We start from the raw sequence: 23,510 nt of genomic DNA, 5'->3' as shown, positions 1-23,510 counted from the left end.
CGACACCATCCGTTAGGGTATGGGGGAAACCCCCTATCATCCAGAGGTCGTTCGCCTGCCGTCAAATCCCCGGCGTGGCGGGAGCGCGCGGCTACGGGGGTTGTCGGCAAGCCGCTGCGCCCCCAAGTCCAAGCGTTCAAGCGCACGAACAGGAGCCCGGCCCGATGGCCGACAACGATCCCCAGCATCCGGACAACGAACTGGTCAGGCGCGTGCAGCGCGGCGACAGTGCCGCCTTCGACCTGCTCGTGCGCAAGTACCAGCACCGGGTCGCGGCCCTGATCGGGCGCTACGTGGCCGACTGGAGCGAATGCCAGGACGTGGCCCAGGAAACGTTCATCCGCGCCTACCGGGCCATCGGCAACTTCCGTGGCGACGCCCAGTTCTACACCTGGCTGCACCGGATTGCCGTCAATACCGCCAAGAACCACCTGGTGGCGCTGGGCCGCCGCCCGCCGGGCGCGGATATCGATGTCGAGGACGCCGAACAGTTCGATTCGGGCATCCGGCTGCGCGACACCGACACCCCCGAACGGGAAATGATGCGCCGGCAGATGGAACAAACGGTGCTGCGCGCGGTCGAAGGATTGCCCGAGGAGCTTCGGGTCGCCATCTCCCTGCGGGAGGTCGACGGCCTGAGCTACGAGGAGATCGCCCGGCGGATGGACTGCCCGGTCGGGACGGTGCGTTCGCGCATCTTCCGTGCCCGCGAGGCGATCGACCAGGAACTCAAGCCGCTGATGGACGACGAGACAAGCGCGGAGCGTGCCACCCGATGATGCAAGACGAAGACACCGACAACCTCCAGATCGTGCCCGACCAGGACAAGCTGGAGCGTTACCACCGCCAGCAGCTTTCGGCGATGCTCGACGGCGAGCTGTCGCCCGACCAGGCGCGCTTCATGCTGCGCCGGCTGCAGCACGACGCCGACCTGGCCGGCCGCTGGGAGCGCTGGCAGGTCTGCGGCGACGTGCTGCGCGGCCAGCACGGCGCGCTGCTGCCGGCGGACTTCTCGCAGAAGGTGTCGGCGGCCATCGCCGGTGACGCGGTGGTGGCCCAGGTGCCGGCCCGAAGGGGCGGGGCGCGCCTGCTGCGCTGGGGCGGCGGCGCCGCGCTGGCCGCTTCGGTGGCCATGGCCGCGCTGCTGGTGGGGCGCCAGGCCGGGATCGAGCCGGAGCCCGCGATGCCGCAGGCGTCGCCCGCATTCGCCGCCGCCGGCACCGGGACGGCCCCGGCCCCGGCGGCTCCGGTGGCCATCGATCCTGCGCCGGAAGCCGCTCCCGCGGCCGCGGCGGCAGCGATCGCCGCCACCGCGGTTGCAGCCACGCAAATCCCGCGGCGCGCCTCCGAAACCCGTACGCGCTCGGGTGCGCAGCCCGATGCCGGCGTTGCCGGTGCCGCATCGCGCAGCGCGGCGGCACCGCGGCTGGCCGTCGTTCCGGCGACCGAGGCGCCGCGCCCGCGCGTGGAGAGCGCGCCAGCCGCCGCTCCCGCCCCGCTGCCGGCTCCGGCGGCCGATACTTCGCTGCTGGCCGGCCTGGCACAGGGTGCCGATGGCATCGGCGCGGATCCGTTCGCCGCATTGCCGATGACCGTCGCCAGCCGGCCCTGGCCGCGCGCCGGCATCGATGGCGGCGGAGCCTATTCGGTGGGCCTGGGCGGCGTGCTGCCGGGCAGCACCGCCTGGCCGCGGTCGTTTGAAGCCGGCCGGCAGCCGGCGGCCGAACTGTTCGGTCTTCCGGTCGCGCCGGTGCAGCCGCCGCCGGCCGCGACCGCGATCGGAGCCCGCGTCGTTCCCGCCCGCGCCGCGCCGCGCGAAGCCGTCGTGGCCGGCCCGCGCTGAAGCGCGCCCGCGTCCGATTCCCCCTCCAGGCGCCCCGCGGGGCGCTGGATCCCCCGTTGGATTGTCGAAGGACTGTTCGCCGATGAAAGCCCCCGTTCCCGCCCTTGTCCTCGTGCTGGTGACCGCCGCGGCCACCGCCGCCGTGATCCTGCCCTCGGCCACCGCCGAACCCGCGGCCCAGGAGTCCACCGCCGCCCAGGCCAACCGGGCGCCCGCGACCGAACTGGTGACCGGCCTGCCGGACTTCACCCGGCTGGTGGAGCAGGTCGGCCCCGGCGTGGTCAGCATCGAGGCCACCATCGCCATGCGCACCGCCCAGCGCGGCGGGCGCGCGGGGCCGGGTGACGAGATGATCCCGGAGATCTTCCGGCGCTTCTTCGGCCCGGGCAGCCCGTTTGGCGGCCAGCCGGCCAATCCGCAGGCGCCGGCGCCGCGCGGCATGTCGATGGGCACCGGATTCCTGATCAGCGACGACGGCTACCTGCTCACCAACCACCACGTGGTCGCCAATGCGGAAGAGGTGCGCGTGCGCCTGCACGACCACCGCCAGTTCGATGCCGAGGTCGTGGGCAGCGACGAGCAGTCCGACGTGGCCGTGCTCAAGATCGACGCCGACGACCTGACCGTGCTGCGCCCGGGCGACGCCGGCCAGGTGCGCCCGGGCCAGTGGGCGGTGGCGATCGGCTCGCCCTTCGGCCTGGAGCAGTCGGTCACCGCCGGCATCGTCAGCGCCGTGGGCCGCTCCAACCGCTACGCCAACCAGCAGTACGTGCCGTTCATCCAGACCGACGTGGCCATCAACCGCGGCAACTCCGGCGGCCCGCTGCTCAACACCCGCGGCGAGGTGATCGGCATCAACTCGCAGATCTTCAGCAACAGCGGCGGCTACCAGGGCGTGAGCTTCGCGATCCCGATCGACATCGCCATGAACGTGGCCGAGCAGATCAAGGACACCGGCAGCGTGCAGCGCGGCCTGGTGGGCGTGAACGTGGGCCCGGTGACCCGCGACGCGATGTCCGGCTTCGACCTGCCCGATACCCGCGGCGCGATGGTGGTGGGGGTGCAGGACGGCAGCCCGGCCGAGGACGCCGGGATCGAGGTGGGCGACGTGATCCGCGCGGTCGACGGCACCCAGATCATCCAGGCCAGCGACCTGCCGCCGATCGTGGGCAACATGCCTCCGGGCACCAAGGTGCGGCTGGAGGTGCTGCGCGATGGCCGCACCCGCAACTTCGACGTCACTCTGGCCAGCCTGGACAGCGACACCGGAACCAGCCAGCCGGCGCGCCAGCGCGGCGCGGATCCGCGCCAGGGCCAGCCCGGCTCCAGCAACGCGCTGGGCCTGGCCGCGCAGGATCTGACCGAGGCCCAGCGCCGCCAGGCCGGGCTGCCGGAGGGCGAGGGCGTGCGCATTACCGCCGTGGACGGCGCGGCCGCCCGCAGCGCCGGCATCCGTCCCGGCGACGTGATTTCCCGGGTGGGGCGCTCGGTGGTCGGCAGCGCGGCCGACCTGGATCGGCTCCTGCGCGACGTCGGCCCGGGCCAGACCGTGATGCTGCTGCGCCACCGCGGCGGCGGCGCCGAGTTCGTGGCGGTGACCCCGGGCGACTCCGACGACTGAGTGCGCCCGGCCGCTGCGGCGGCCGCGTGCCGGCACGGCGCCCGTCCCGCAGGGGGCGGGTGCCGCGCTGTGCGATAATGTCGCGTTTTCCCCCGCCAACGCGACACAGCGACGCCCGCCCCCATGAGCGATCCGATGCGGAACATCCGCAACTTCTCCATCATTGCCCACGTCGACCACGGCAAGTCGACCCTGGCCGACCGCATCATCCAGATGTGCGGCGGCCTGACCGAGCGCGAGATGGAAGCGCAGGTGCTGGACAACAACCCGATCGAGCGCGAGCGCGGCATCACCATCAAGTCGCACTCGGTGTCGGTGTCCTATACGGCCAAGGACGGGGAGACCTACCACCTCAACTTCATCGACACCCCGGGCCACGTCGACTTCAGCTACGAGGTCAGCCGCTCGCTGGCCGCCTGCGAGGGCGCGCTGCTGGTGGTGGACGCCGCCCAGGGCGTGGAGGCGCAGTCGGTGGCCAACTGCTACACCGCGGTGGAGCAGGGCCTGGAAGTGGTGCCGGTGCTGAACAAGATCGACCTGCCCACCGCCGACGTGGAGCGGGTGAAGGAGGAGATCGAGGCGGTGATCGGCATCGACGCCGCCGACGCGATTGCGGTCAGCGCCAAGACCGGGCTGAACATGGAGGACGTGCTGGAGGCGATCGTCACCCGCATCCCCGCCCCCGTGCGCGGCGACACCGACAAGCTGCAGGCGCTGATCATCGACTCCTGGTTCGACAACTACCTGGGCGTGGTTTCGCTGGTGCGGGTGGTGCAGGGCGAGATCAAGAGCGGCGACAAGCTGCTGGTGATGTCCACCGGGCGCACCCACCAGGTCGACGGCGTGGGCGTGTTCACCCCCAAGCGCAAGGTCACCGGCAGGCTGGCGGCGGGCGAGGTGGGCTGGGTCACGGCCAGCATCAAGGACGTGCACGGCGCGCCGGTGGGCGACACCCTGACCCTGGCCGGCGATCCGGCGGCCAACCCGCTGCCCGGCTTCCAGGAGATGCAGCCGCGGGTGTTCGCGGGCCTGTTCCCGGTCGACGCCGACGACTACCCGGATCTGCGCGAGGCGCTGGACAAGCTGCGGCTCAACGACGCCGCGCTGCGCTTCGAGCCGGAGAGCTCGGAGGCGATGGGCTTCGGCTTCCGCTGCGGCTTCCTGGGCATGCTGCACATGGAGATCGTGCAGGAGCGGCTTGAGCGCGAGTACGACCTCAACCTGATCACCACCGCGCCCACCGTGGTCTACGAGGTGGCCAGGACGGATGGCGAGGTGATCCCGCTGGACAACCCGGCCGACCTGCCGCCGTCCAACCAGGTCGAGGAGATCCGCGAGCCGATCATCCGCGCCAACATCCTGACCCCGCCCGACCACGTGGGCAGCGTGATCACCCTGTGCGAGGAGAAGCGCGGCCGCCAGGTCGGCATCCAGTACATGGGCAGCCAGGTGCAGGTGAGCTACGAGCTGCCGATGGCCGAGGTGGTGCTGGATTTCTTCGACCGGCTCAAGTCGGTCAGCCGCGGCTACGCTTCGCTGGACTACCATTTCGAGCGTTTCGAGGTCGGCCCGTTCGTGCGCGTGGACATCCTCATCAACGGCGACAAGGTCGACGCGCTGTCGCTGATCGTGCATCGCAGCCACGCCGACCGCCGTGGCCGCGAGCTGGCCGAGAAGATGAAGGAACTGATCCCGCGCCAGCAGTTCGACGTCGCCATCCAGGCCGCGATCGGCTCGCAGATCATCGCCCGGACCACGGTCAAGGCGCTGCGCAAGAACGTGCTGGCCAAGTGCTATGGTGGCGACATTTCGCGCAAGAAGAAGCTGCTGGAGAAGCAGAAGGAAGGCAAGAAGCGGATGAAGTCGGTCGGCCGCGTCGACATCCCGCAGGAGGCCTTCCTGGCGGTCTTGAACACCGGCAAGGATTAGGGCGTGGCTTCGCTCCAAAGGAGCATCGATGAAATGGTTTGAAATCGGACTGGTCGTCCTGACCCTTGCGACCGGCATCATCTGGCTGCTGGATCGGCTGGTGTTCGCAAAGCGGCGCGCCGAAAAGGCGGGGCTGCTGGAGGACAAGGAGCCGGTGGTCGTCGACTACGCCAAGGCCTTTTTCCCGGTGCTGGCGGTGGTGCTGATCCTGCGCAGCTTCGTTGCCGAGCCGTTCCGCATTCCCTCCAGTTCGATGATGCCGACCCTGCTGATCGGCGACTTCATCCTGGTCAACAAGTTTTCCTACGGCCTGCGCCTGCCGATCACCAACCAGAAGGTGGTGTCCATCGGCGAGCCGCAGCGTGGCGACGTGGTGGTGTTCAGGCCGCCCCAGCACCCCGACCAGGACTGGATCAAGCGGGTGATCGGGGTGCCGGGCGATACCGTGGACTACGTGGACAACACGGTCTACGTGAACGGGCAGCCGTTCGCCTACGACGCCGTGGGCAGCTACGAGGGCCGCGGCCGCGGCCGCGACATGACCGGCGCGACGCTGCTGGAAGAGCAGATCCCGGGGCGCGGGCGCGTCCACCAGGTGCTGGAAACCGAACTGCCGATCAGGGATCCGGCCGAGCGCGGGCCGTGGACGGTGCCGGAAGGTCATTATTTCGTGATGGGCGACAACCGCGACAGGAGCGACGACAGCCGCTTCTGGGGTACGCTTCCCGAGAGCCAGCTTCGCGGCAAGGCGTTCATGGTCTGGATGAACTGGGACGGCAGCGCCGGGGGCGTCGGCTTCGACCGGATCGGCAACCGGATTCCGTAATATCGCGTGGCGGCACAGCATTCCTTGGGGAGAAGGCAATGAGGGGCAATGAGAGGGGAATGACCCTGCTCGGGTTCGTGATCGTGCTGGCGGTGGTGGGCTTCTTCGCCTACATCGCCATGCGGCTGTTCCCGATGTACCAGGAGTACTACAGCGTGCGTTCGGCGATGAAGGGCCTGGCCGCCGAGCCGGGTATCGGCACCCAGGATCCGGCCAGGATCCAGGATCTGTTCTTCCGGCGGCTGTACATCAACTACTCCGAGAACGTGAAGAAGGAGCACGTGAAGCTGCGCCGGGTGGACAACGGCTGGGAGATGCACGTGCAGTACGAGGTGCGCCGGCCGCTGGTGGGCAACCTCGACGTGGTCGGCAAGTTCGATTCAACCCAGATGCTCACGCGTGCCGGCGACGTCAACTGATCCGTTCGGCCATCGCTTTGCCGACCCGGGCCTGCTGGCCCGGGCGCTGACCCATCGCAGCGCCGGGGCGCCGCACAACGAGCGGCTGGAGTTCCTCGGCGACGCCCTGCTGGGGCTGGTGGTGGCCGAGGTGCTGTTCCAGCGCTGGCCGCGCGCCGACGAGGGCGCGCTGACCCGGGCCCGGGCCGAGCTGGTACGCGAATCCACCCTGGCCCGGATCGCCCGCCGGCTCGACGTCGGGCCCATGCTCAAGCTCGGCCCGGGCGAGATGAAGTCCGGCGGCCACCGCCGCGATTCGATCCTGGCCGACGCCCTGGAGGCGGTGATCGCCGCCATACACCTGGATGCCGGCCTGGACGCCTGCCGCGCCGCGGTGCTGGCCTGGCTGGAGCCGGAGCTGGACGGGCTGGAGGTCGGCAAGCTGGAAAAGGATCCCAAGACCCGGCTGCAGGAATGGCTGCAGGGCCGCCAGCATCCGCTGCCCAGCTACGAACTGCTGGGTGAAAGCGGCTCCGACCACGACAAGACCTTCCGCGTGCGCTGCGTGCTGGCGGTGCCGGAGCTGTCCGCCGAAGGCGAGGGCAGCTCGCGCCGCGCTGCCGAGCAGCAGGCCGCCGAAACCGTGCTCTCCCGGCTGGGCGGTCAGCAGTAGCAGCGCGCCATTCGCGCCCGCGCGGCGCAGCCGCCCTACAATGGCGGGATGAACGCACCCAGCCCCCATCGCGCCGGCCACGTCGCCGTGCTCGGCCGCCCCAACGTCGGCAAATCGACCCTGGTCAACGCCCTGGTGGGTGCCAAGGTCAGCATCGTCTCCAACCGTCCCCAGACCACCCGCCACCGGCTGCTGGGCATCGCCAGCTTTCCGGAAGGACAGCTGGTGCTGGTCGACACCCCGGGCCTGCACCGCGACCACGGCAAGGCCAGCGCCACCGCCATGCACCGCTGGATGAACCGCTCCGCGCGCGGCGCCCTGGAGGGCGTGGACGTGGCCCTGCTGGTCGTCCAGGCCGGCCGCTGGGAGGACGAGGACAGCGCCGCCTACGAGGCCCTGCGCGGGGCCGGCGTGCCGGTGGTGCTGGTGGTCAACCAGGTCGACCGCATCCAGGACAAGGCCAGCCTGCTGCCGTACCTGGCCCAGGCCAGCGAGGGCCGCGGGTTCGCCAGCGTGCACCCGGTGTCGGCGCTCAAGCGCAAGGGCCTGGACGGGCTGGTGGACGACGTGCTCAAGCTGCTGCCCGAACAGGTTCCGCTGTACGGCGACGACGAGATTACCGACCGCAGCCAGCGCTTCCTGGCCGCCGAGCTGATCCGCGAGCAGCTCATGCGCCAGCTCGGCGCCGAGCTGCCCTATGCGACCACGGTGGAGATCCAGTCCTGGGCCGAGGAGCCTTCGCCCAGGGGCGGGGCGATGCTGCGCGTGGGCGCGGTGATCTGGGTCGAGCGTGAGGGCCAGAAGGCGATCGTGATCGGCAAGGGCGGCGCGCGCCTGCGCGCGATCGGCACCAAGGCCCGCGAGCAGATGGAGCGGCTGTTCGGTTCCAAGGTGTTCCTCCAGACCTGGGTGCGCGTGCGCGAGGGCTGGTCGGACGACGAGGCGGCGCTGCGGGCGTTCGGCTACGAGGATCGCTGATTGCGCTACCACGCCGAGCCCGCCTACGTGCTGCATGCGCGGCGCTGGCGCGAGACCAGCCTGCTGGTGGAAGTGCTGAGCGAGCATCACGGCAGGATCGGCCTGGTGGCCCGCGGCGTGACCGGGCCGAAGCGGCACGCGCTGCGCGCGGCGCTGCAGCCGCTGCAGCACATCCGCCTGCAGGCCGTGCAGCGCGGCGAGCTGGCGTGGCTGGACTCGGCCGAGCAGGTCGACAACGCGCCGCTGCTGGCCGGTGAGGCAACCCTGGCGGGCTTCTACCTGGGCGAGCTGCTGCTGCGCCTGGTGCCGCGCCAGGATCCCTACCCGCGCCTGTACGAACTCTACGGCCAGGCCCGCGAGCGGCTGCGCGCGGGCGAGCCGCTGGCGTGGACGCTGCGGCGGTTCGAGCGCGACCTGCTGGACGCGCTGGGGGTCGGGTTCGACTTCGGCGTGGACGGCGACGGCGCGGCGCTGGATCCGGCCGCGCGCTACCGCATCGAGCCCGACCACGGCCCGCGCCGGGTGCGTGAACTGCGCCCCGGCGAGCGTGCCGGCGACGCCACCGGCCGCGGCCTGCTGGCCCTGGCCGCCGACACCCTGCCCGAGGCCGAGGATCTGCCGGGCCTGCGCCGCGCCCTGCGCGAAGCGCTCACCCACCAGCTCGGTGGCCGCGGCCTGAAGTCCTGGGAACTGATGGGCGAACTCGGCCGCCTCGCTCCCCGCTGAAGAACAACTGCTGCTAGCCGGAGGGCTGGCCGGCCGTTGCGTTGGCGGCGTCCACGAATGCCTGCAGGCGCGCCGCGCATCCGGGCGCATCCCCCAGCGCCCGTCCCGCCGCGTCCAGCCGCGCCGCCCCCACGAACCCGCAGCTGGCGCGCAGCCGGTGCAGGGCGTCGCGTACGCCGGTCTCGTCGCCATAGCTGGCCGCGGCCACGATCCGGTCGCGCGCGGCCGGCAGTTCGGCCAGGAACAGCTGGCGCAGGGCGGCCACGTTCTCCAGGTTGCCGGCCAGCGCGGCGGCGGCGGCGCCGTCGTCCCACACGGGTGCGTCGGGCGCGGCGCATTGCGCGGCCGGTTCGCCCACGGGCAGCGCGTGTCCGGTTTCCAGCGCGGCCCTGACCGCGTCGCGCCATGCCGTGGCCGGCAGTGGCTTGACCACCACGGTGTCGAAGCCGTCCGCCAGCAGGCGCGCGCGCTCGTCTTCCCCGGCCGAGGCGGTGTGGGCAAGCGCGCGGGTGGCGTGGCCGCCGGCCCGCAGCTCCGCCAGCAGGCCGCTGCCGGTGCCGTCGGGCAGGTTGGCATCGAACAGCCACAGCGCGTGGCTGCCGTTGGTCGCCATCTCCCGTCCCTGGGCCACGGTGCCGGCCAGATCCACCTCCACGGGCAGCTCGGTGAGCGCCGCGGCCAGGAACATCCGGCTCGTGGGTTCATCCTCCAGCAACAACAGCCTCGGCTTCATCGCCTGCTCCCGTTCCCTCGGTATGCTCGCGCCATCGTGCGTTTCATCCTACTACTGTTGCTGGGGGCGTCGGGAATCGGACTTTCGGCCGAGGCCGGAGCCCGCGCTGCCGAAGCCCGCATCGCGCGCATCGACAGTCCGGTCGCGGTGTTGCACGAGGTGCGGGTGCGCCTGGAGTGGCCGGCCGATGCGGAACAGGGCCGGCTGCGGATCGAGGCCGCCAGGGCGCGGGCGCCGGACCTGGGCTACGACTTCACCGACCTGTCCTGGAGCTGCCCGCTGGTGCGCCCGGCCGGGCCCGGCGAGGGCTGGAGCTGCGCGGGCGAGCTGCGCTCGGGCGATGCCGCGCCGATGCGGCTGGCGGTCGACCTGGGCGGGGCCGCGACCGGGGCATGGCTTGGCCGGGGCCAGGCGCAGGTCAGCCTGCATCGGCAATCCGCCGCGCCTGACGACATCCGCATCGAACTGACCCGCGTGCCGCTGGCCTGGGCGCAGGCGCTGGTGGCGCAGGCCTGGCCGTCGGGGCGCCTTGGTGCGGGACGGGTGGATGGCGAGGTGCGTATCCGGGCTTCGGCGCCGCTGGCGCTGGACGCCGACCTTGCCGTATCGGAGGCGGCCTTCGAGACCGTGGATGCGAGCGCGGCCGGTGAAGGGCTGCAGGCGCGGGCGCGGGTGGGTTTCCGCCAGCCGGGCGGAACCGCGATGGTGGCCGTCGACGGTGAGCTCGGCAGCGGTGCGCTGCTGTTCGGCAACGCCTTCATCGACCTGCCGGACGCGCCGGTTGCGGTGCGGGTGGACGCGATGCGTGACGGGCCCGAAGCGCCGTGGCGCCTGCCGCGATTCGAATGGCACGACGGGCCGGCGCTGGTGGCGCACGGCTCGGCGGCGCTGACCGCCGGGGCCACGCTGGGCGATCTGGAGCTGGAAGTGGTGAGCGACGACGCCTCGCTGCTGCCGGCGCGCTACCTGTCCGGCTGGCTGGCGCTGGCGGGCCTGGGCGGGCTGGATATCCGCGGCGGGCTGGACGGGCGCATCGCGGTGCGCGACGGGTCGCTGCGCGAGGGCCGGCTGCGGCTGCGCGAACTGGATCTGCAGGGACAGGGGGGGCGCTTTGCGTTTGACGGCCTGGACGGGGAAGTGCTGCTCGCCTCGGCGCAGCCGGCGGACAGCGCGCTCACGTGGCGGGGCGGGGCGATAAGCGAGCTGCGTTTCGGTGCGGCGCGGCTGCCGCTGCGCAGCAGCGCCGGCGAGCTGCGCCTGCGCGAGGCGGTGGAGGTCGGGATGCTGGGCGGCCGGCTGCTGTTCGACCAGATGGCGATGCGGCTGCCCGCGGACGGGCAGGGTCTGCGCCTGGGCCTGGGCCTGGCGGTGGAGGACATCCAGGTGGAGCAGCTGGCGCAGGCGTTCGGCTGGCCGGCGTTCGGCGGCACGCTGAGCGGCCGGATTCCGGCGGCGCGCTACGAGGACGAGCGGCTGGAATTCGACGGCGGGCTGTCGGTGCAGGTGTTCGACGGCCGGGTCGACGTGGGCGCGCTGTCGATGGATCGGCCGTTCGGGGTGCTGCCCACGCTGTCGGCGGACATCGCGCTGCACGAGCTGGATCTGTATGCGATCACCGGCGTGTTCGGATTCGGCGACATCAGCGGGCGGCTGTCGGGCAGCATCGACGGGCTGCGGCTGGTGGGCTGGAAGCTGTCCTCCTTCGACGCCGAGCTGGGCACGGTGCGGCGCGCGGGCGTGCGCCAGCGGATCAGCCAGCGGGCGGTGCAGAACATCTCCAGCGTGGGCGAGGGGATGTACGTGGGCGGGCTGCAGGGGCAGCTGATCGGCTTCTTCGACGACTTCGGCTATTCGCGGATGGGGATCAGCTGCCGGCTGGAGAACGGGGTGTGCCGGATGGGCGGCCTGCGTTCAGCGGGCAACGCCTTTACTATCGTGGAAGGCGCCGGGATCCCGCACCTGCGGGTGATCGGCCACAACCGCAACGTGGACTGGGAGACGCTGGTGGAGCGGATCGTCGGGGCGATTGGCGGTGATGTGGCACCGGTGGTGGATTGAGTCGGCGGCGATGGGCCGCGTACGGATCACAACGGAGACGGATGATGGGACGCTGGTTTGGAACGATGGTTGCTGCAGTGGTGCTGCTGACGGCGTGCGTGACGATCAACGTGCATTTCCCGGCGGTGGAGGCGCGCGAGGCGGCGCGGGAGTTCGTTGACGATGTGATCGGGCGTCCGGCGGATGCGGATGCGCAGGCGGATGACCTGTTCGAGCCGGGCGGGATGGCGGTGGCGCCGGCGCGGTTCAACGGCTGGGCGCTGCTGGGGATCGGGACGGCGCATGCGCAGAGTCCGGACATCACCGTCAGCACGCCGGCGATCGACGGGATCCGGGCGCGGATGCGCGACCGGTTCCGCGGGTCGCTTTCGGCGCACTTCGATTCGGGCGCGCTGGGATGGGGGCGCGACGGATCGGTGCAGGTGCGCGATGCGGGGGCGATCCCGCTGTCGGCGCGGGTGTCGGTGAACCAGGCGGTTGCGGAACAGAACCGGGACGCGCGGGCGGTGTACCGGGAGATCGCGGTGGCGAACGGGAATCCGCAGTGGGAGGCGCGGATCGCGGAGGTGTTTGCGCGGCAGTGGATCGAGCGTTCGAAGTCCGGATGGTGGTACCAGGATTCTTCCGGCAGCTGGCGCCAGAAGTAACCCGCCGTTCCGGCGCTGATCGGGGTTTGTCGCGATCGGACGGGCCCCGCCGCGGCCGGGAGGCCTTTGCGCTCCATGTCCCCCGGCCTGCGCTGCGCTGCGGCCTCCTCCTTTACTTGCGCGCAAAGGCCTGCCGGCCACGGCGGGGCTCGGCTCCGGAGAGGTGCGGGCTCGTGGGCTCCCGGGCTCCGGATGGACGCCGGCCCGGGCTGGCTCACTCCGCCTGGGGGCGGCCCCGATGAGACAATTGGTCACCTCCCTTCCCGGTAACCGAATCTGTGGCGCGTTTAGACCAGACACCTTTTGAAATCGAGATTGCAGACCTTGCCCATGACGGCCGCGGAGCCGGTCTGTTGGAGAGTGGAAAGTCGGTATTTGTCTGGGGCGCGCTGGCCGGCGAGCGGGTGCTGGCGAAGCGGACGCGTCGGTCGCGGGATTTCGATCAGGCGGTGACGCTCCAGGTGCTGCGGGCTTCACCGGATCGGGTCGAGCCGCGGTGTCCGCATTTCGGGGGCTGTGGCGGGTGCGTACTGCAGCACCTGGATGTGGAAAAGCAGATCGGGGCGAAGCAGGCGACGCTGCTGGGGCTGCTGCGCGATGCCGGCGGGCTGGAGCCGGAGTCGGTGCTGCCGCCGCTGGTGGATTCGGCGTGGGGCTACCGGCGCAAGGGGCGGCTGTCGGTGCGCTGGGTGGCCAAGAAGGGGAAGACGCTGGTGGGCTTCCGGGAGCCGGATCCGCGCTTCGTGGCGGATCTTTCCGAGTGCCATACGGTGATCCCGGCGATTGGCGGGCGGATCGGTGCGCTGGCGCAGCTGGTGGACGGGCTGCAGGCGCGGGCGGTGATTCCGCAGATCGAGTTCATTGCCGGCGATGACGCGGTGGCGCTGGTCGTCCGGCATCTGGAACCGCTGGAAGCGGGCGACCGGGAGGCGCTGGCGGGGTTTGCGCGCGAGCACGGGTTCGCGGTGTTCCTGCAGCCGGGCGGGCTGGATACGGTGCATCCGCTGTGGCCGGTGGAGCCGCCGCGGCTGGCGCTGCGGCTGGCGCCCTGGGACGTGGAGCTGGGGTTCCAGCCGATGGACTTCATCCAGGTCAATGCGGGGCTGAACGAAAAAATGATTGCGCGCGCGCTGGAGCTGCTGGAGGCGGGCGCGGAGGATCGGGTGCTGGATCTGTTCTGCGGGCTGGGCAACTTCACCCTGCCGCTGGCGCGCACGGTGCGCGAGGTGGTGGGCGTGGAGGGCGATGCGGGGCTGGTGGCGCGGGCGCGGGAGAATGCGCTGCACAACGGTCTGGACAACGCGCAGTTCCACGCGGCCGACCTCACCCTGGACCAGCGCCAGGCGCCGTGGATGGGGCAGGGGTTCGACAAGCTGCTGCTGGATCCGCCGCGCTCGGGTGCCCTGGAGGTGCTGCGGCAGCTGCCGCTGGAGCAGTTCCGGAGGATCGTCTACGTGAGCTGCAACCCGGCGTCGCTGGCGCGCGATGCGGAGTACCTGGTCAACGAGCGCGGCTGGAAGCTGCGCAGCGCCGGGGTGATGGACATGTTCCCGCATACGGCGCACGTGGAATCGATCGCGCTGTTCGAGCCGGGCTGAGGAGGACGCGATGGCGATCGAGATCGAACGGAAGTTCCTGGTCAGCGGCGACGGCTGGCGGGCGGCGGCGGAGCGGTCGGAGGCGATGGCGCAGGGCTACCTGAACCAGGTCGACGGCCTGGCCGGCGGCGACCTGGCCAGCGTGCGGGTGCGGCTGGAAGGGCCGCGGGCGGCGCTGAACATCAAGTCCTGCGAGCCGGGGCGCAGCCGCCAGGAGTTCGAGTACCCGCTGCCGGTGGAGGATGCGCGCGCGCTGCTGGCGCTGTGCACCGGCGGCCGGGTGGAGAAGCGGCGCCACTACGTCCGCCACGGCGCGCACCTGTGGGAGGTGGACGAGTTCGAGGGTGACAACGCCGGGCTGGTGGTGGCGGAGGTGGAGCTGTCGGAGTTGGAGGAGGAGTTCCAGCGGCCAGCGTGGCTGGGGCCCGAAGTGACGGAACTGCAGCGCTACTACAACATCGCCCTGTCGGCGCGCCCGTTCCGGGAGTGGAGCGAGGCCGAGCGACGGGGGCTTGCGTCCACATGACATCTGCCACAATGGCCGCGACGGTGCCGCTGGCGGCATCGATGGAGAAAATCGCATGCTCGTGATCGGCGTTGCCGGCACCGAACTCACCGTGGCCGAGCGCGACTGGCTGCAGCACGACGCCTGCGCGGGCGTGATCCTGTTCACCCGCAATTTCGCCTCGCGCGCGCAGGTGTCCGACCTGGCCGCGGCGATCCGCGAGGCCGCGCCGCGCCCGCAGCTGGTGTGCGTTGACCAGGAGGGCGGCCGGGTGCAGCGCTTCCGCGAGGGCTACAGCGCGCTGCCGGCGCTGGAGGCGTTCGGACGCCTGTATGCCGAAGACCAGCGGGCGGCGATCGAGGGCGCGCGCGAGCATGCCTGGCTGATGGCCAGCGAGATCCTTGCCACCGGTATCGACCTGAGCTTCGCGCCGGTGGTGGATCTGGGCCGCGGCAACCTGGCCATCGGCGACCGCGCGTTCCACGAGCGTCCGGACGTGGTGGCCGAACTCACCCGCGCCTACGTGGAAGGCATGCACGCGGCCGGCATGGGCGCCACGCTCAAGCACTTCCCCGGGCACGGCTCGGTGCGCGAGGACACCCACTTCGACCACGCGATCGACGACCGGACGCTGGAGGACATCCGCGCGGCCGACCTGGTGCCCTTCGTCGCCGGCATCGAGGCCGGGGCGGACGCGGTGATGCTGGCGCACGTGGTGTATCCGCAGGTGGCGCCGGAGCCGGCGGGCTATTCGCCGCGCTGGATCAACGACATCCTGCGTACGCAGATGGGCTTTCGCGGGGTGGTGTTCTCCGACGACATCGGCATGGCCGCCGCGCACGGCGTGGGCGGGATCAAGGCGCGGGTGGATGCGCACCTGGACGCCGGCTGCGACGTGGTGCTGGTGTGCCACCCGGAGCTGGTGCCCGAATCGCTCGCGGCGGTGGAAGGCCGGCCGCTCAACACCATGGCCCTGGCCGGCCTCATCGGCCGCGGCGGACTGGGCTGGGATGCGCTGATCGCCGATCCGCGCTATCACGATGTACAAGGGGCGCTGACGTCGCCCGGAAGGGGAATGGCATGACACCGCGCCTGGAAGATGCGCTGCGCGATGCGGAGCTGGTTCACGACCGCGACGCGCTGGAAGACGTGATCGAGGACATGGCCGACGAGATCGTGGCCGACTACGAGGATGACGGGCAGCCACCGCTGTTCCTGACGGTGATGAACGGCGGCCTGCATTTCGCCGCGCAGCTGTCGTTCGCGCTGGGCGAGCGTGGCATGGACGTGGAGTTCGACTACCTGCACGCCACCCGCTACGACGGCACCACCTCGGGCTCGCGGCTGGCCTGGCTGCACCGCCCGGCCACGCCGATGCGCGGGCGCAACGTGATCCTGGTCGACGACATCCTCGACGAGGGCCACACCCTGTTCGCGGTGCAGCGCTGGTGCGAAGACCAGAACGCGGCCGACGTGCGCATCGCGGTGCTGGCGGAGAAGGTCCACGAGCGCCGCATCGACGGCGTGGAGGCCGACTACTGCGGGGTCGAGGTGCCGGATCGCTACGTCTTCGGCTACGGCATGGACTACTACGGGCAGGGCCGCAACCTGCCGGCGATCTACGCGCTCGGGGCGTAGCCGGGTGGGCGGTTCATCGATGGACCTTGCGGTGATCGGCGGCACCGGCCTGTACCGGCTTGCCGGGCTGGAGGACGTGCGTGCGGAGCGGCCGGCCACGCGCTACGGCGAGCCGTCCGGGCCGGTGAGGATCGGCACGCTGGAAGGACGCCGGGTGGCGTTCCTCGCCCGCCACGGGGAGGAGCATTCGGTGCCGCCGCACCGGATCAACTACCGGGCCAACCTGGAGGCGCTGCACGGGCTGGGCGCCCGGCAGGTGCTGGCGCTCAACACGGTGGGCGGCATCACCGATGCGTTCGGGCCGCGGGTGCTGGCGTGTCCGGACCAGATCATCGACTACACCTGGGGCCGGATCTCGACGCTGTGCGAGGAGCCGGGCAGCGAGGTGCTGCACGTGGACTTCGGCGATCCGTACACGCCGGCGCTGCGCGCGCGGGTGCTGGCTGCGGCGCGCGCTGGGGGCGTGGCGCTGGTGGATGGCGGCTGCTACGGCGCCACCCAGGGGCCGCGGCTGGAGACGAAGGCCGAGATCGCGCGGATGCGCCGCGACGGCTGCGACCTGGTCGGGATGACGGGCATGCCCGAGGCGGGGCTGGCGCGCGAGCTTGGGCTGGACTATGCGTGCGTTGCGATCGTGGCCAACTGGGCGGCGGGCTGCGGCGGGTCGGATGCCGAAATCACGCTGCAGGAAGTGCTGGACAACGTGGAACTGGCTTCCGCCGCGCTGCCGGAAATCCTGCGGGAAATACTGCAGCAATAAAAACGTTGCAAGTTGGCAACGTTGCTTTGCATACTCGGCGGGCGTGTGCAGCGGAAACGCGCACGCGCATTCGTATCCAGACGAGGTGGAAGTTCATGCAATACGGCACAGTGAAGTGGTTCAACGACGCGAAGGGATTCGGGTTCATCGCACCGGAAGACGGCAGTTCGGACGTGTTCGTCCATTACAGCGCGATTGCTTCGGAGGGCTTCCGCAGCCTGCAGGAAGGCCAGCGCGTCAGTTATGAAGTCACGCAGGGCCCGAAGGGCGCCCAGGCGTCCGGGGTTTCGCCGGTGGCCTGATGGCCCCTGCAATTTCCTGATTCTTGAACCCCGCACTTGTGCGGGGTTTTTTTGTGGCGGCTCACCCCAACTGTGATGGCGGCTCTTCTTGTTGCAGGAGTGCGCGGTGCCCGGCGGCTAGAACCAGTCCTGCAGCGAGATGCCCAGTCCGATGTAGGTGGCCCGGTGGTTGTAGTCGATCAGGCTCTCGCCGTAGCCGCTGAAGATCTGCAGGTGGCCGCGGAAGGCGCGGTGGATCGGGAAGCCCCAGTCGAACTGCAGCGCGCCGTGCGCGCGGTCGCCGCCGCGCAGCGAGTGCCGGGCCATCAGCGCATAGCGGTGGCCGTCGCGCACGTGCATCAGGGTGATGTCGCCGCGGCCCATGTAGTCCTCGATGTCCGGGTTGTCGTCGTCGCTGCCGTCGGAGATGCGCACCCACGGCCGCGCCACCAGCGCCCAGGAGTCGTTGTCGAAGCCGAAGTTGAACATCAGCCGGTTCCAGCTGCGCGAAAGCGGATCGCTGCGTCCGTTGGACTGGTGGTTGATGCCCACGGCGGCCATCCGGCCACGCCAGCCGCCCGGCAGCCCGTAGCCGTTGCGGAACACCAGCAGCGCTTCGGGCTCGTAGTTGGTTTCGCGGAACGGCCGCGACTGGTCGCCGTTGAAGACCTGCCAGCGCGAGCTCTGGGTATAGCCCAGCCACAGGTCGCCGTTGTTGCCGAAGATGTTCTCCAGCGCCTTGGTCTTGAAGCTGACCTGGAACTTCGCCTCCACGCTGTCCAGCTGCTGCGGATCGGTCTCCGTGTTGCGCGGGTTGGGCGAGGTTGGCAGCGGATTGGTCTTGCTCGTCCAGACCACGGGTAGCAGGTAGACCGGCTTGTAGGCGCGGATGTTGAACAGCCCCAGCTTGGAGTCGGCGGCCAGTTCCCAGCGCGAGTCCAGCAGCGACCCCTGGCCGACGTTGGCCAGCGCGTCCGCGCGCGGGTCGCTGCTGTCGAAGGCGAACAGGCCCTGGATGCTCTGGCGCGCGCGCTCGCGGCGGGTGGCGTTGGTATCGGCGGCTGCTTCCTCCTGCAGTGAGGCCCGCGCCGCTTCGGCGGCCGCATCGGCCTGCGCCGGATCCGGCGTCCCGCGGCCGGCCACGGCGTCATAGCAGGCCAGCCTCGTGGCGTCGGTCTGGATGGCGGCGCACGCCTCCAGCGTGGGCGGCGCCTCCTGTGCGTGCAGGCCCCCGGCGGACAGGGCAAGCCCGGTGGCGATGCAGGCGATGGCGGTGTGGTTCATCAAAGCGATCCCGGCGACAGATGGCGCGCTCATGGCAGCAGCCAGGCGAGCGCGAAGATGCCGATCATCGCAAACACCAGCATCAGCTTCAGCCCCACCGCCAGCACGATCCCCACCCAGGTGCCGGCGCCCACCCTGGCCGCCTGTCCCATCCCGCGCGGGCCGAGGCTGCGCAGGTGCAGCAGCTCGCCGGCAACCGCTCCCAGGAACGGGCCGGCGAACACGCCCGCCAGGCCGAAGAACATGCCCACGAAGGTGCCCAGCACCGCCCCGGCCAGCGCCTTGCCGCTTGCGCCCACCCGCTTGGCGCCGGCGGCGCTGGCCCAGAAGTCGACCACCAGCGAGATCAGCGTGAGGATGGCAAGCACCACCAGCGTGACGGCACCGATGTGCTGGAAATCCCCGGCCCAGGCGGCCAGCAGCATGCCGGCGAACACCAGCGGCACCCCCGGCAGCGCCGGCAGCAGGACGCCGGCCAGGCCGACCAGGGCCAGGATCAGGGCGAGGGCATACCAGAGCGGGGCGGGATCCATTGAATTGCATTTTCCCATGCGTCGGGGTAGTTTTTTTGCGCCGGACCACCGGCAGACCCGATCGGCAAGCCCCTGGAGTGCGTGAGCATGGCAGAACGTGAAGTTGGTACGGTGAAGTGGTTCAACGATGCGAAGGGTTTCGGATTCATCAGCCGTGAAAGCGGCGAGGATGTGTTCGTGCACTTTCGCGCAATCCAGATGCCGGGGTTCAAGTCCCTGCAGGAAGGCCAGAAGGTGAGCTTCGTGGTCGTCCAGGGGCAGAAGGGCCTCCAGGCGGACGCGGTCGAAGCCGCCGACTGACCGGCGTCCGGTTCCGCTTTTCTCCGGACATGAAAAAACCCGGCCATGTGGCCGGGTTTTCGCGTTGGTGTGGCCGGGCGGCTTATTGCGCCCAGGCGCGCCCGTCCTGGATCCGTACGTAGGAGCCTTCGCGCAGGCCGGAGATGTCGTTCTGGGTGACGACCGTGCTGCGGCCGTCGTCCATGCGCACGTGCACGTGGTAGACGTAACCGCCCTGGGTGCGGTTCTGGATGGCGTTGCCGGCGATGGCGCCGGCGACCGCGCCACCGGCCGTCGCCACGTTGCGGCGGCCGTCGCTGTCGGTGTTTCGGCGGGCCAGTTCCTTGCCCGCGACCGCGCCGACCACGCCGCCCAGCACCGGGCCGATCACGTTGGGCGAGTTTTCCGCGGCCGTGCGGTCGATGCGGGTGACGGTGCCGCAGTCATAGCAGTTGGCGGCGTAGCCGCCCGATGCGCCGTAGCCCGGGCCGTAGCCGCCCGCCGGCGCGGTGGCGCAGCCTGCGAGGGCGAGGGATGCCGATACCAGGGCGGCGCCGCCGATCTGTCGGATGTTCATGGCCTGTCTCCTTTCGTGTCCGCGATGGGATCGACGATAGGAATGCGAGGGTGAACGGCACGCCAATCACGCCGCCCGGACGGCAGCACGCGCCAGCCGCTGTTCAGCCCGCTGGATGTCCGCCCGGGCTCAGCTGCGGAAATCCTGGTGGCAGGCGCGGCAGGAGTCGCGCAGGCGCTTGTTGGTGGTGCCCAGCCCGGCGCAGTTGATCGGCGGTGATGCCAGCGCGTCGTCCAGCGCCGCGCGCATGCCCGATGCCGCCTGGGCATAGCGGCGGTCGTCGCGCAGGTGCGGGAACGCGGGCTCCAGGTCTTCGGCCATGGTGCGCAGCGCCCGCAGGTGCGGCAGCACGTCGGTGGCGTTGCAGCGGTTCTCCTCGGCGCGCTGGAGCAGCTGGCCCATGTGCCACTGCTTGACGTGCATCACGCTGGAAGGGAAATGGTCGGCCCGCGCCTGCAGCGCCCGCACCACCATCACCGTGGCGAACACGCCCAGCGCGAGCCCGAGCAGGAGTACGAACAGGTAGCGGGCCGCCGCGGAGGGTTGCTGGCTTGGCGGCTTGGGCTCGGGCAGGTTCGACATGTGGACGGCTCCGGTGTTGGGTGTGGTGTTGGGCTGGCCGCATAGTATGGCGCACCGCCGGGGCCGGGCCGCCGGCCGGCGCTTAGAATGCGCGCATGGATCGTGACTGGATCGACCGCTTCGGCGGCATTGACCGCCTGTACGGAGCGGGCGCGCTGGAGCGCCTGTCCCGGGCCCACGTGTGCGTGGTCGGGCTGGGCGGCGTGGGCTCGTGGGTGGTGGAGGCGCTGGTGCGCAGCGGGGTGGGGCGGCTGACCCTCATCGACGCCGACGACCTGTGCCTGTCCAATACCAACCGCCAGCTGCCGGCGCTGCAGGGGCAGTATGGCCGCGGCAAGGCCGAGGCGATGGCCGAGCGCTGCCTGGCGATCAATCCCAAGGTTGCCGTGGATCCAGTCGCCAGATTCCTGACCCCCGGCAACCTCGACGACCTGCTCGGCCCCGGCTTCGACCTGGTGCTCGACGCCTGCGACAGCTTCCGCACCAAGGTCGAGGCGATCGCGTGGTGCCGGCGGCGCAAGCAGCCGGTGGTCACCGTGGGTTCGGCCGGCGGCCGCGTCGACCCGAGCCTGGTGCGCGTGCGCGACCTGTCGCGCACCGAGCACGACGCGATGCTGGCGCTGGTGCGCAAGAAGCTGCGCGCGGACTTCAACTTCCCGCGTGGGCCGAAGCGCTATTTCAGCGTGCCGGCGGTGTATTCGCTGGAGAACGTGCGCTACCCGCAGGCCGACGGCAGCGTCTGCGGCCTGCGCCCGAAGCTCGACCCCGACGCCGCCCTCAAGCTCGACTGCGGCGCCGGCCTGGGCGCGGCCACCCACATCACCGGCACGTTCGCGTTCGTCGCCGCCGGCAAGGCGCTGGAGCTGCTGCTCCGGTAGGAGCGCGCATGGCGCGCTCCTACGCCGTGGGGGCGGGGAGGTTGAAGAGGCGGCGGGCGTTGGCGGTGGTGGCGGCGGCGATCTCTTCGCGATCCTGGCCGCGCAGTCCGGCGATGGCGTCCAGCACGCGCACCAGCAGCGCGGGCTCGTTGCGGCCGCCGCGGTTGTCGGCGTCCGGCTGGTCGGGCGCGTCGGTTTCCAGCAGCAGGTGCTCCAGCGGCATGTCGGCCACCAGCCGCCGCAGCCGGCGCGCGCGCTCGTAGGTCACCGGGCCGCCGATGCCGATCATGAAGCCCAGTTCCCACAGCTGCCCGGCCTGCTGCGGGCTGCCGGAAAAACTGTGCACCACGCCTCTCAGCCTGCCCACGCGGCGGATGGAGGCGATCACCGCGTCCACCGCGCGCCGTGCGTGCACGATCACCGGCAGGTCGTGTTCGGCGGCAAGCCGCAGCTGGCCATCGAAGAACTCCTGCTGGAGGTCGCGATCCAGTCCCTCGACCCAGTAGTCCAGCCCGCATTCGCCCACCGCCACCGGCCGCTCCCGCCCGATCCAGTCGCCCAGCTCGCGCAGGTGCCGGGGCTGGTGGTGCTCCAGGAAGGTCGGGTGCAGGCCGTAGGCCGGATGCAGCCCGGCCCCGGCCGCGCAGACATCGCGCAGCTTCGGCCACGCGGCTGCGTGGGTGGCAGGAACCACCTGGGCCTCTACGCCGGCATCGCGCGCCCGAGCGACCACCGCCTCGCGATCGGGATCGAATCCGTCCGCGTCCAGGTGGCAGTGGCTGTCGACCAGCGACACCATCCCGCCCGCGTCCTCAGCGCTCGCGCCGGGCCTGGCCGTCGATCGGGTCGCGGTCGCGATCGCCAGCCGCGGGCGGCGGCGCGCCGTCGCGCTTGCGGCCGGCGAGCAGCAGCGTGCCCAGGCCCAGCAGCAGCTCGTCGACGAACGGGATCGGATCCGGAACCACCAGGGTCAATACGAACAGCCCCGCGGTGACCATGAAAAGGCGTGGATAGCTGAGCCGCCCGAGCCAGGTCAGCAGCGGCCCCATCAGGAGATAGCGCATGGGAATGTCCGGACGGTTGGCGATGGAGGTCACGCTATCACGCAGTCCGGCCGGGCGCGTTCATTCCCCCGTCATTTTCGCGCGCCGCAGCCGCCCTTTGTTCAGGCTGGGAATGTTGTCATCGGGCTGCGAGCAAAAGGCAGGCGCGGGGCCTGCCGCAACTCCAAAGGAGCGCGAGATGAAGAACAACACCCTTGCCATTGCATTGGCTTCCCTGCTGGTCGGCGGCGTCGCCGTGGCCGCGTTCCAGAACAACTCCCGCGACGAAGGGGCCCTGGCCTCGCACGATCCGGACGTTGCCGCGGACATCGCGGTGGATCCGGATGCGATCCCGGCTTCGGGCCGCCTTGAGTACGCGGATGTGCTGGACGTGCACGAGATCACCGAGTCGCAGGATCTGTACGCGCAGGTGCTGGGCGTTGAGCCGCTGAGCGAGACCACCACCTCGAGCACGCCGCGCCAGGTCTGCCAGGACGTGGCGGTGCAGTACCAGGCCCCAACCCGAGACCCGAACCGCATCGCCGGTACCACCATCGGCGCGGTGGTCGGCGGCGCCCTGGGCAACCAGATCGGCGGCGGCGACGGCCGCAAGCTGGCCACGGTGGGCGGCGCGGTGGGCGGCGCCTTCGCCGGCCGCGCGATCCAGGGTCGCCAGCAGGCCAACAACGTCCAGACGGTGACCGAGCGCGAGTGCCGCACCGTCCAGGACACCTCGCAGAGCACCCGCGTGGTGGCCTACAACGTCACCTACCGCAATCCGGACGGTACCACCGGCAGCATGCGCACCGGCAGCGAGCCGGGCGAGCGCATCAAGCTGGGTACCGAGCAGGTGCCGGTGGCCTGGGACGTGACCTACAGCTACGAGGGCGACGAGCGCACCGTGCGCATGGAGCAGCGTCCGGGCCAGCGCCTGCCGGTGCTTGATGGCCAGGTGGTGCTGCAGACGGCTTCCATGGAAGGTGGGCCGGCCTACCAGTAAGGCCGACCGGCCGCGCTGGGCGGCAGCAGGCTTGAACCCGACGGGGCCGGAGCGATCCGGCCCCGTTTTCTTTGCCGCGGGTCGATACAATGGCGGTTTCCCGTCAAACCCCGCGAGCAT

At 70.9% G+C, this 23,510-nt stretch carries 27 protein-coding genes; 20 read left to right on the top strand and 7 right to left on the bottom strand.

Annotated features, from left to right (window positions below; all coding sequences use genetic code 11):
• The first annotated feature begins 164 nt into the window (after positions 1-164).
• From rpoE to recO, 9 genes are all read left to right on the top strand, one after another.
• A complete protein-coding gene (rpoE, locus tag ACOZ90_RS08900; RefSeq protein ID WP_422893303.1) occupies positions 165-779 on the top strand; it encodes an RNA polymerase sigma factor RpoE in 615 nt (204 codons plus the stop codon).
• The gene (locus ACOZ90_RS08895; RefSeq protein WP_422893302.1) at positions 776-1,843 is read left to right on the top strand and encodes a sigma-E factor negative regulatory protein; all 1,068 of its coding nucleotides are present in this window, start codon (positions 776-778) and stop codon (positions 1,841-1,843) included. Before rpoE ends, ACOZ90_RS08895 begins: the two co-directional genes overlap by 4 nt.
• An 82-nt stretch (positions 1,844-1,925) precedes the next feature.
• The gene (locus ACOZ90_RS08890) at positions 1,926-3,464 is read left to right on the top strand and encodes a Do family serine endopeptidase (RefSeq protein WP_422893301.1); all 1,539 of its coding nucleotides are present in this window, start codon (positions 1,926-1,928) and stop codon (positions 3,462-3,464) included.
• Positions 3,465-3,599: 135 nt separating this feature from the next.
• On the top strand, positions 3,600-5,393 hold the full coding sequence (lepA, locus tag ACOZ90_RS08885) for a translation elongation factor 4 (protein ID WP_422893437.1): 1,794 nt from the start codon (positions 3,600-3,602) through the stop codon (positions 5,391-5,393).
• A gap of 28 nt (positions 5,394-5,421) precedes the next feature.
• Positions 5,422-6,219 carry a signal peptidase I gene (lepB, locus tag ACOZ90_RS08880; protein ID WP_422893300.1) on the top strand — a complete coding sequence of 266 codons (798 nt, stop codon included), beginning with the start codon at positions 5,422-5,424 and terminating at the stop codon, positions 6,217-6,219.
• Between the two features lie 38 nt (positions 6,220-6,257).
• A complete protein-coding gene (locus tag ACOZ90_RS08875; RefSeq protein WP_422893299.1) occupies positions 6,258-6,638 on the top strand; it encodes a DUF4845 domain-containing protein in 381 nt (126 codons plus the stop codon).
• Positions 6,619-7,290 (top strand): ribonuclease III, encoded by a 672-nt coding sequence (gene rnc / locus ACOZ90_RS08870; protein WP_422893298.1) that lies wholly within the window; start codon positions 6,619-6,621, stop codon positions 7,288-7,290. Before ACOZ90_RS08875 ends, rnc begins: the two co-directional genes overlap by 20 nt.
• Positions 7,291-7,338: 48 nt before the next feature.
• On the top strand, positions 7,339-8,268 hold the full coding sequence (gene era, locus ACOZ90_RS08865) for a GTPase Era (RefSeq protein ID WP_422893297.1): 930 nt from the start codon (positions 7,339-7,341) through the stop codon (positions 8,266-8,268).
• Entirely contained in the window at positions 8,269-8,994 is a 726-nt protein-coding gene (gene recO / locus ACOZ90_RS08860; RefSeq protein WP_422893296.1) for a DNA repair protein RecO, read from the top strand.
• 13 nt (positions 8,995-9,007) lie between these two features.
• On the opposite strand, the gene ACOZ90_RS08855 is transcribed toward recO, so the two are convergent.
• Entirely contained in the window at positions 9,008-9,727 is a 720-nt protein-coding gene (locus ACOZ90_RS08855; RefSeq protein WP_422893295.1) for a response regulator, read from the bottom strand.
• Positions 9,728-9,763: 36 nt separating this feature from the next.
• Here ACOZ90_RS08855 and ACOZ90_RS08850 point away from each other — a divergent pair, with 36 nt between their 5' ends.
• The 8 genes from ACOZ90_RS08850 (at position 9,764) to ACOZ90_RS08815 (ending at position 17,235) form a co-directional block, all read left to right on the top strand.
• The gene (locus tag ACOZ90_RS08850; RefSeq protein WP_422893294.1) at positions 9,764-11,785 is read left to right on the top strand and encodes a translocation/assembly module TamB domain-containing protein; all 2,022 of its coding nucleotides are present in this window, start codon (positions 9,764-9,766) and stop codon (positions 11,783-11,785) included.
• Between the two features lie 44 nt (positions 11,786-11,829).
• Positions 11,830-12,432: a DUF1318 domain-containing protein gene (locus ACOZ90_RS08845; RefSeq protein WP_422893293.1), complete on the top strand. Its 603-nt coding sequence runs from the start codon at positions 11,830-11,832 to the stop codon at positions 12,430-12,432.
• Positions 12,433-12,710: 278 nt separating this feature from the next.
• Positions 12,711-14,030: a 23S rRNA (uracil(1939)-C(5))-methyltransferase RlmD gene (rlmD, locus tag ACOZ90_RS08840; RefSeq protein ID WP_422893292.1), complete on the top strand. Its 1,320-nt coding sequence runs from the start codon at positions 12,711-12,713 to the stop codon at positions 14,028-14,030.
• Positions 14,031-14,040: 10 nt separating this feature from the next.
• The gene (locus ACOZ90_RS08835; RefSeq protein ID WP_422893291.1) at positions 14,041-14,556 is read left to right on the top strand and encodes a CYTH domain-containing protein; all 516 of its coding nucleotides are present in this window, start codon (positions 14,041-14,043) and stop codon (positions 14,554-14,556) included.
• Positions 14,557-14,611: 55 nt separating this feature from the next.
• On the top strand, positions 14,612-15,619 hold the full coding sequence (gene nagZ, locus ACOZ90_RS08830) for a beta-N-acetylhexosaminidase (RefSeq protein WP_422893290.1): 1,008 nt from the start codon (positions 14,612-14,614) through the stop codon (positions 15,617-15,619).
• A complete protein-coding gene (locus ACOZ90_RS08825) occupies positions 15,616-16,173 on the top strand; it encodes a hypoxanthine-guanine phosphoribosyltransferase (RefSeq protein WP_422893289.1) in 558 nt (185 codons plus the stop codon). Before nagZ ends, ACOZ90_RS08825 begins: the two co-directional genes overlap by 4 nt.
• A gap of 4 nt (positions 16,174-16,177) precedes the next feature.
• Positions 16,178-16,933: an S-methyl-5'-thioinosine phosphorylase gene (locus tag ACOZ90_RS08820; RefSeq protein WP_422893288.1), complete on the top strand. Its 756-nt coding sequence runs from the start codon at positions 16,178-16,180 to the stop codon at positions 16,931-16,933.
• A 95-nt stretch (positions 16,934-17,028) separates the two neighbouring features.
• A complete protein-coding gene (locus ACOZ90_RS08815) occupies positions 17,029-17,235 on the top strand; it encodes a cold-shock protein (protein ID WP_422893287.1) in 207 nt (68 codons plus the stop codon).
• A gap of 117 nt (positions 17,236-17,352) precedes the next feature.
• Here ACOZ90_RS08815 and ACOZ90_RS08810 read toward each other — a convergent pair whose 3' ends face one another.
• Both ACOZ90_RS08810 and ACOZ90_RS08805 read right to left on the bottom strand, forming a co-directional pair.
• The gene (locus ACOZ90_RS08810; protein ID WP_422893286.1) at positions 17,353-18,498 is read right to left on the bottom strand and encodes a phospholipase A; all 1,146 of its coding nucleotides are present in this window, start codon (positions 18,496-18,498) and stop codon (positions 17,353-17,355) included.
• Positions 18,499-18,527: 29 nt separating this feature from the next.
• On the bottom strand, positions 18,528-19,031 hold the full coding sequence (locus ACOZ90_RS08805) for a DUF456 domain-containing protein (protein WP_422893285.1): 504 nt from the start codon (positions 19,029-19,031) through the stop codon (positions 18,528-18,530).
• A gap of 81 nt (positions 19,032-19,112) precedes the next feature.
• Here ACOZ90_RS08805 and ACOZ90_RS08800 point away from each other — a divergent pair, with 81 nt between their 5' ends.
• Positions 19,113-19,331 carry a cold-shock protein gene (locus tag ACOZ90_RS08800; RefSeq protein WP_422893284.1) on the top strand — a complete coding sequence of 73 codons (219 nt, stop codon included), beginning with the start codon at positions 19,113-19,115 and terminating at the stop codon, positions 19,329-19,331.
• 82 nt (positions 19,332-19,413) lie between these two features.
• On the opposite strand, the gene ACOZ90_RS08795 is transcribed toward ACOZ90_RS08800, so the two are convergent.
• Both ACOZ90_RS08795 and ACOZ90_RS08790 read right to left on the bottom strand, forming a co-directional pair.
• A complete protein-coding gene (locus ACOZ90_RS08795) occupies positions 19,414-19,887 on the bottom strand; it encodes a peptidoglycan-associated outer membrane lipoprotein precursor (RefSeq protein WP_422893283.1) in 474 nt (157 codons plus the stop codon).
• Between the two features lie 129 nt (positions 19,888-20,016).
• The gene (locus tag ACOZ90_RS08790) at positions 20,017-20,469 is read right to left on the bottom strand and encodes a hypothetical protein (protein WP_422893282.1); all 453 of its coding nucleotides are present in this window, start codon (positions 20,467-20,469) and stop codon (positions 20,017-20,019) included.
• A 95-nt stretch (positions 20,470-20,564) separates the two neighbouring features.
• Here ACOZ90_RS08790 and ACOZ90_RS08785 point away from each other — a divergent pair, with 95 nt between their 5' ends.
• Complete coding sequence (locus ACOZ90_RS08785; RefSeq protein WP_422893281.1) at positions 20,565-21,347, top strand: tRNA threonylcarbamoyladenosine dehydratase; 783 nt, start codon at positions 20,565-20,567, stop codon at positions 21,345-21,347.
• A gap of 19 nt (positions 21,348-21,366) precedes the next feature.
• Here the strand turns inward: ACOZ90_RS08785 and ACOZ90_RS08780 are convergent, their stop codons facing one another.
• Together ACOZ90_RS08780 and ACOZ90_RS08775 are read right to left on the bottom strand one after the other, a co-directional pair.
• The gene (locus ACOZ90_RS08780; protein ID WP_422893280.1) at positions 21,367-22,146 is read right to left on the bottom strand and encodes a TatD family hydrolase; all 780 of its coding nucleotides are present in this window, start codon (positions 22,144-22,146) and stop codon (positions 21,367-21,369) included.
• 13 nt (positions 22,147-22,159) lie between these two features.
• Entirely contained in the window at positions 22,160-22,411 is a 252-nt protein-coding gene (locus ACOZ90_RS08775) for a DUF6116 family protein (protein WP_422893436.1), read from the bottom strand.
• Positions 22,412-22,589: 178 nt separating this feature from the next.
• Here ACOZ90_RS08775 and ACOZ90_RS08770 point away from each other — a divergent pair, with 178 nt between their 5' ends.
• Entirely contained in the window at positions 22,590-23,390 is an 801-nt protein-coding gene (locus ACOZ90_RS08770) for a glycine zipper 2TM domain-containing protein (RefSeq protein ID WP_422893279.1), read from the top strand.
• Positions 23,391-23,510 lie beyond the last annotated feature (120 nt).

Source organism: Luteimonas dalianensis, from assembly GCF_049339425.1.
Lineage (GTDB): Bacteria > Pseudomonadota > Gammaproteobacteria > Xanthomonadales > Xanthomonadaceae > Luteimonas > Luteimonas dalianensis.
Note: the sequence above shows the minus strand (reverse complement) of the source record. Positions and strands in the feature narration are given on the sequence as shown.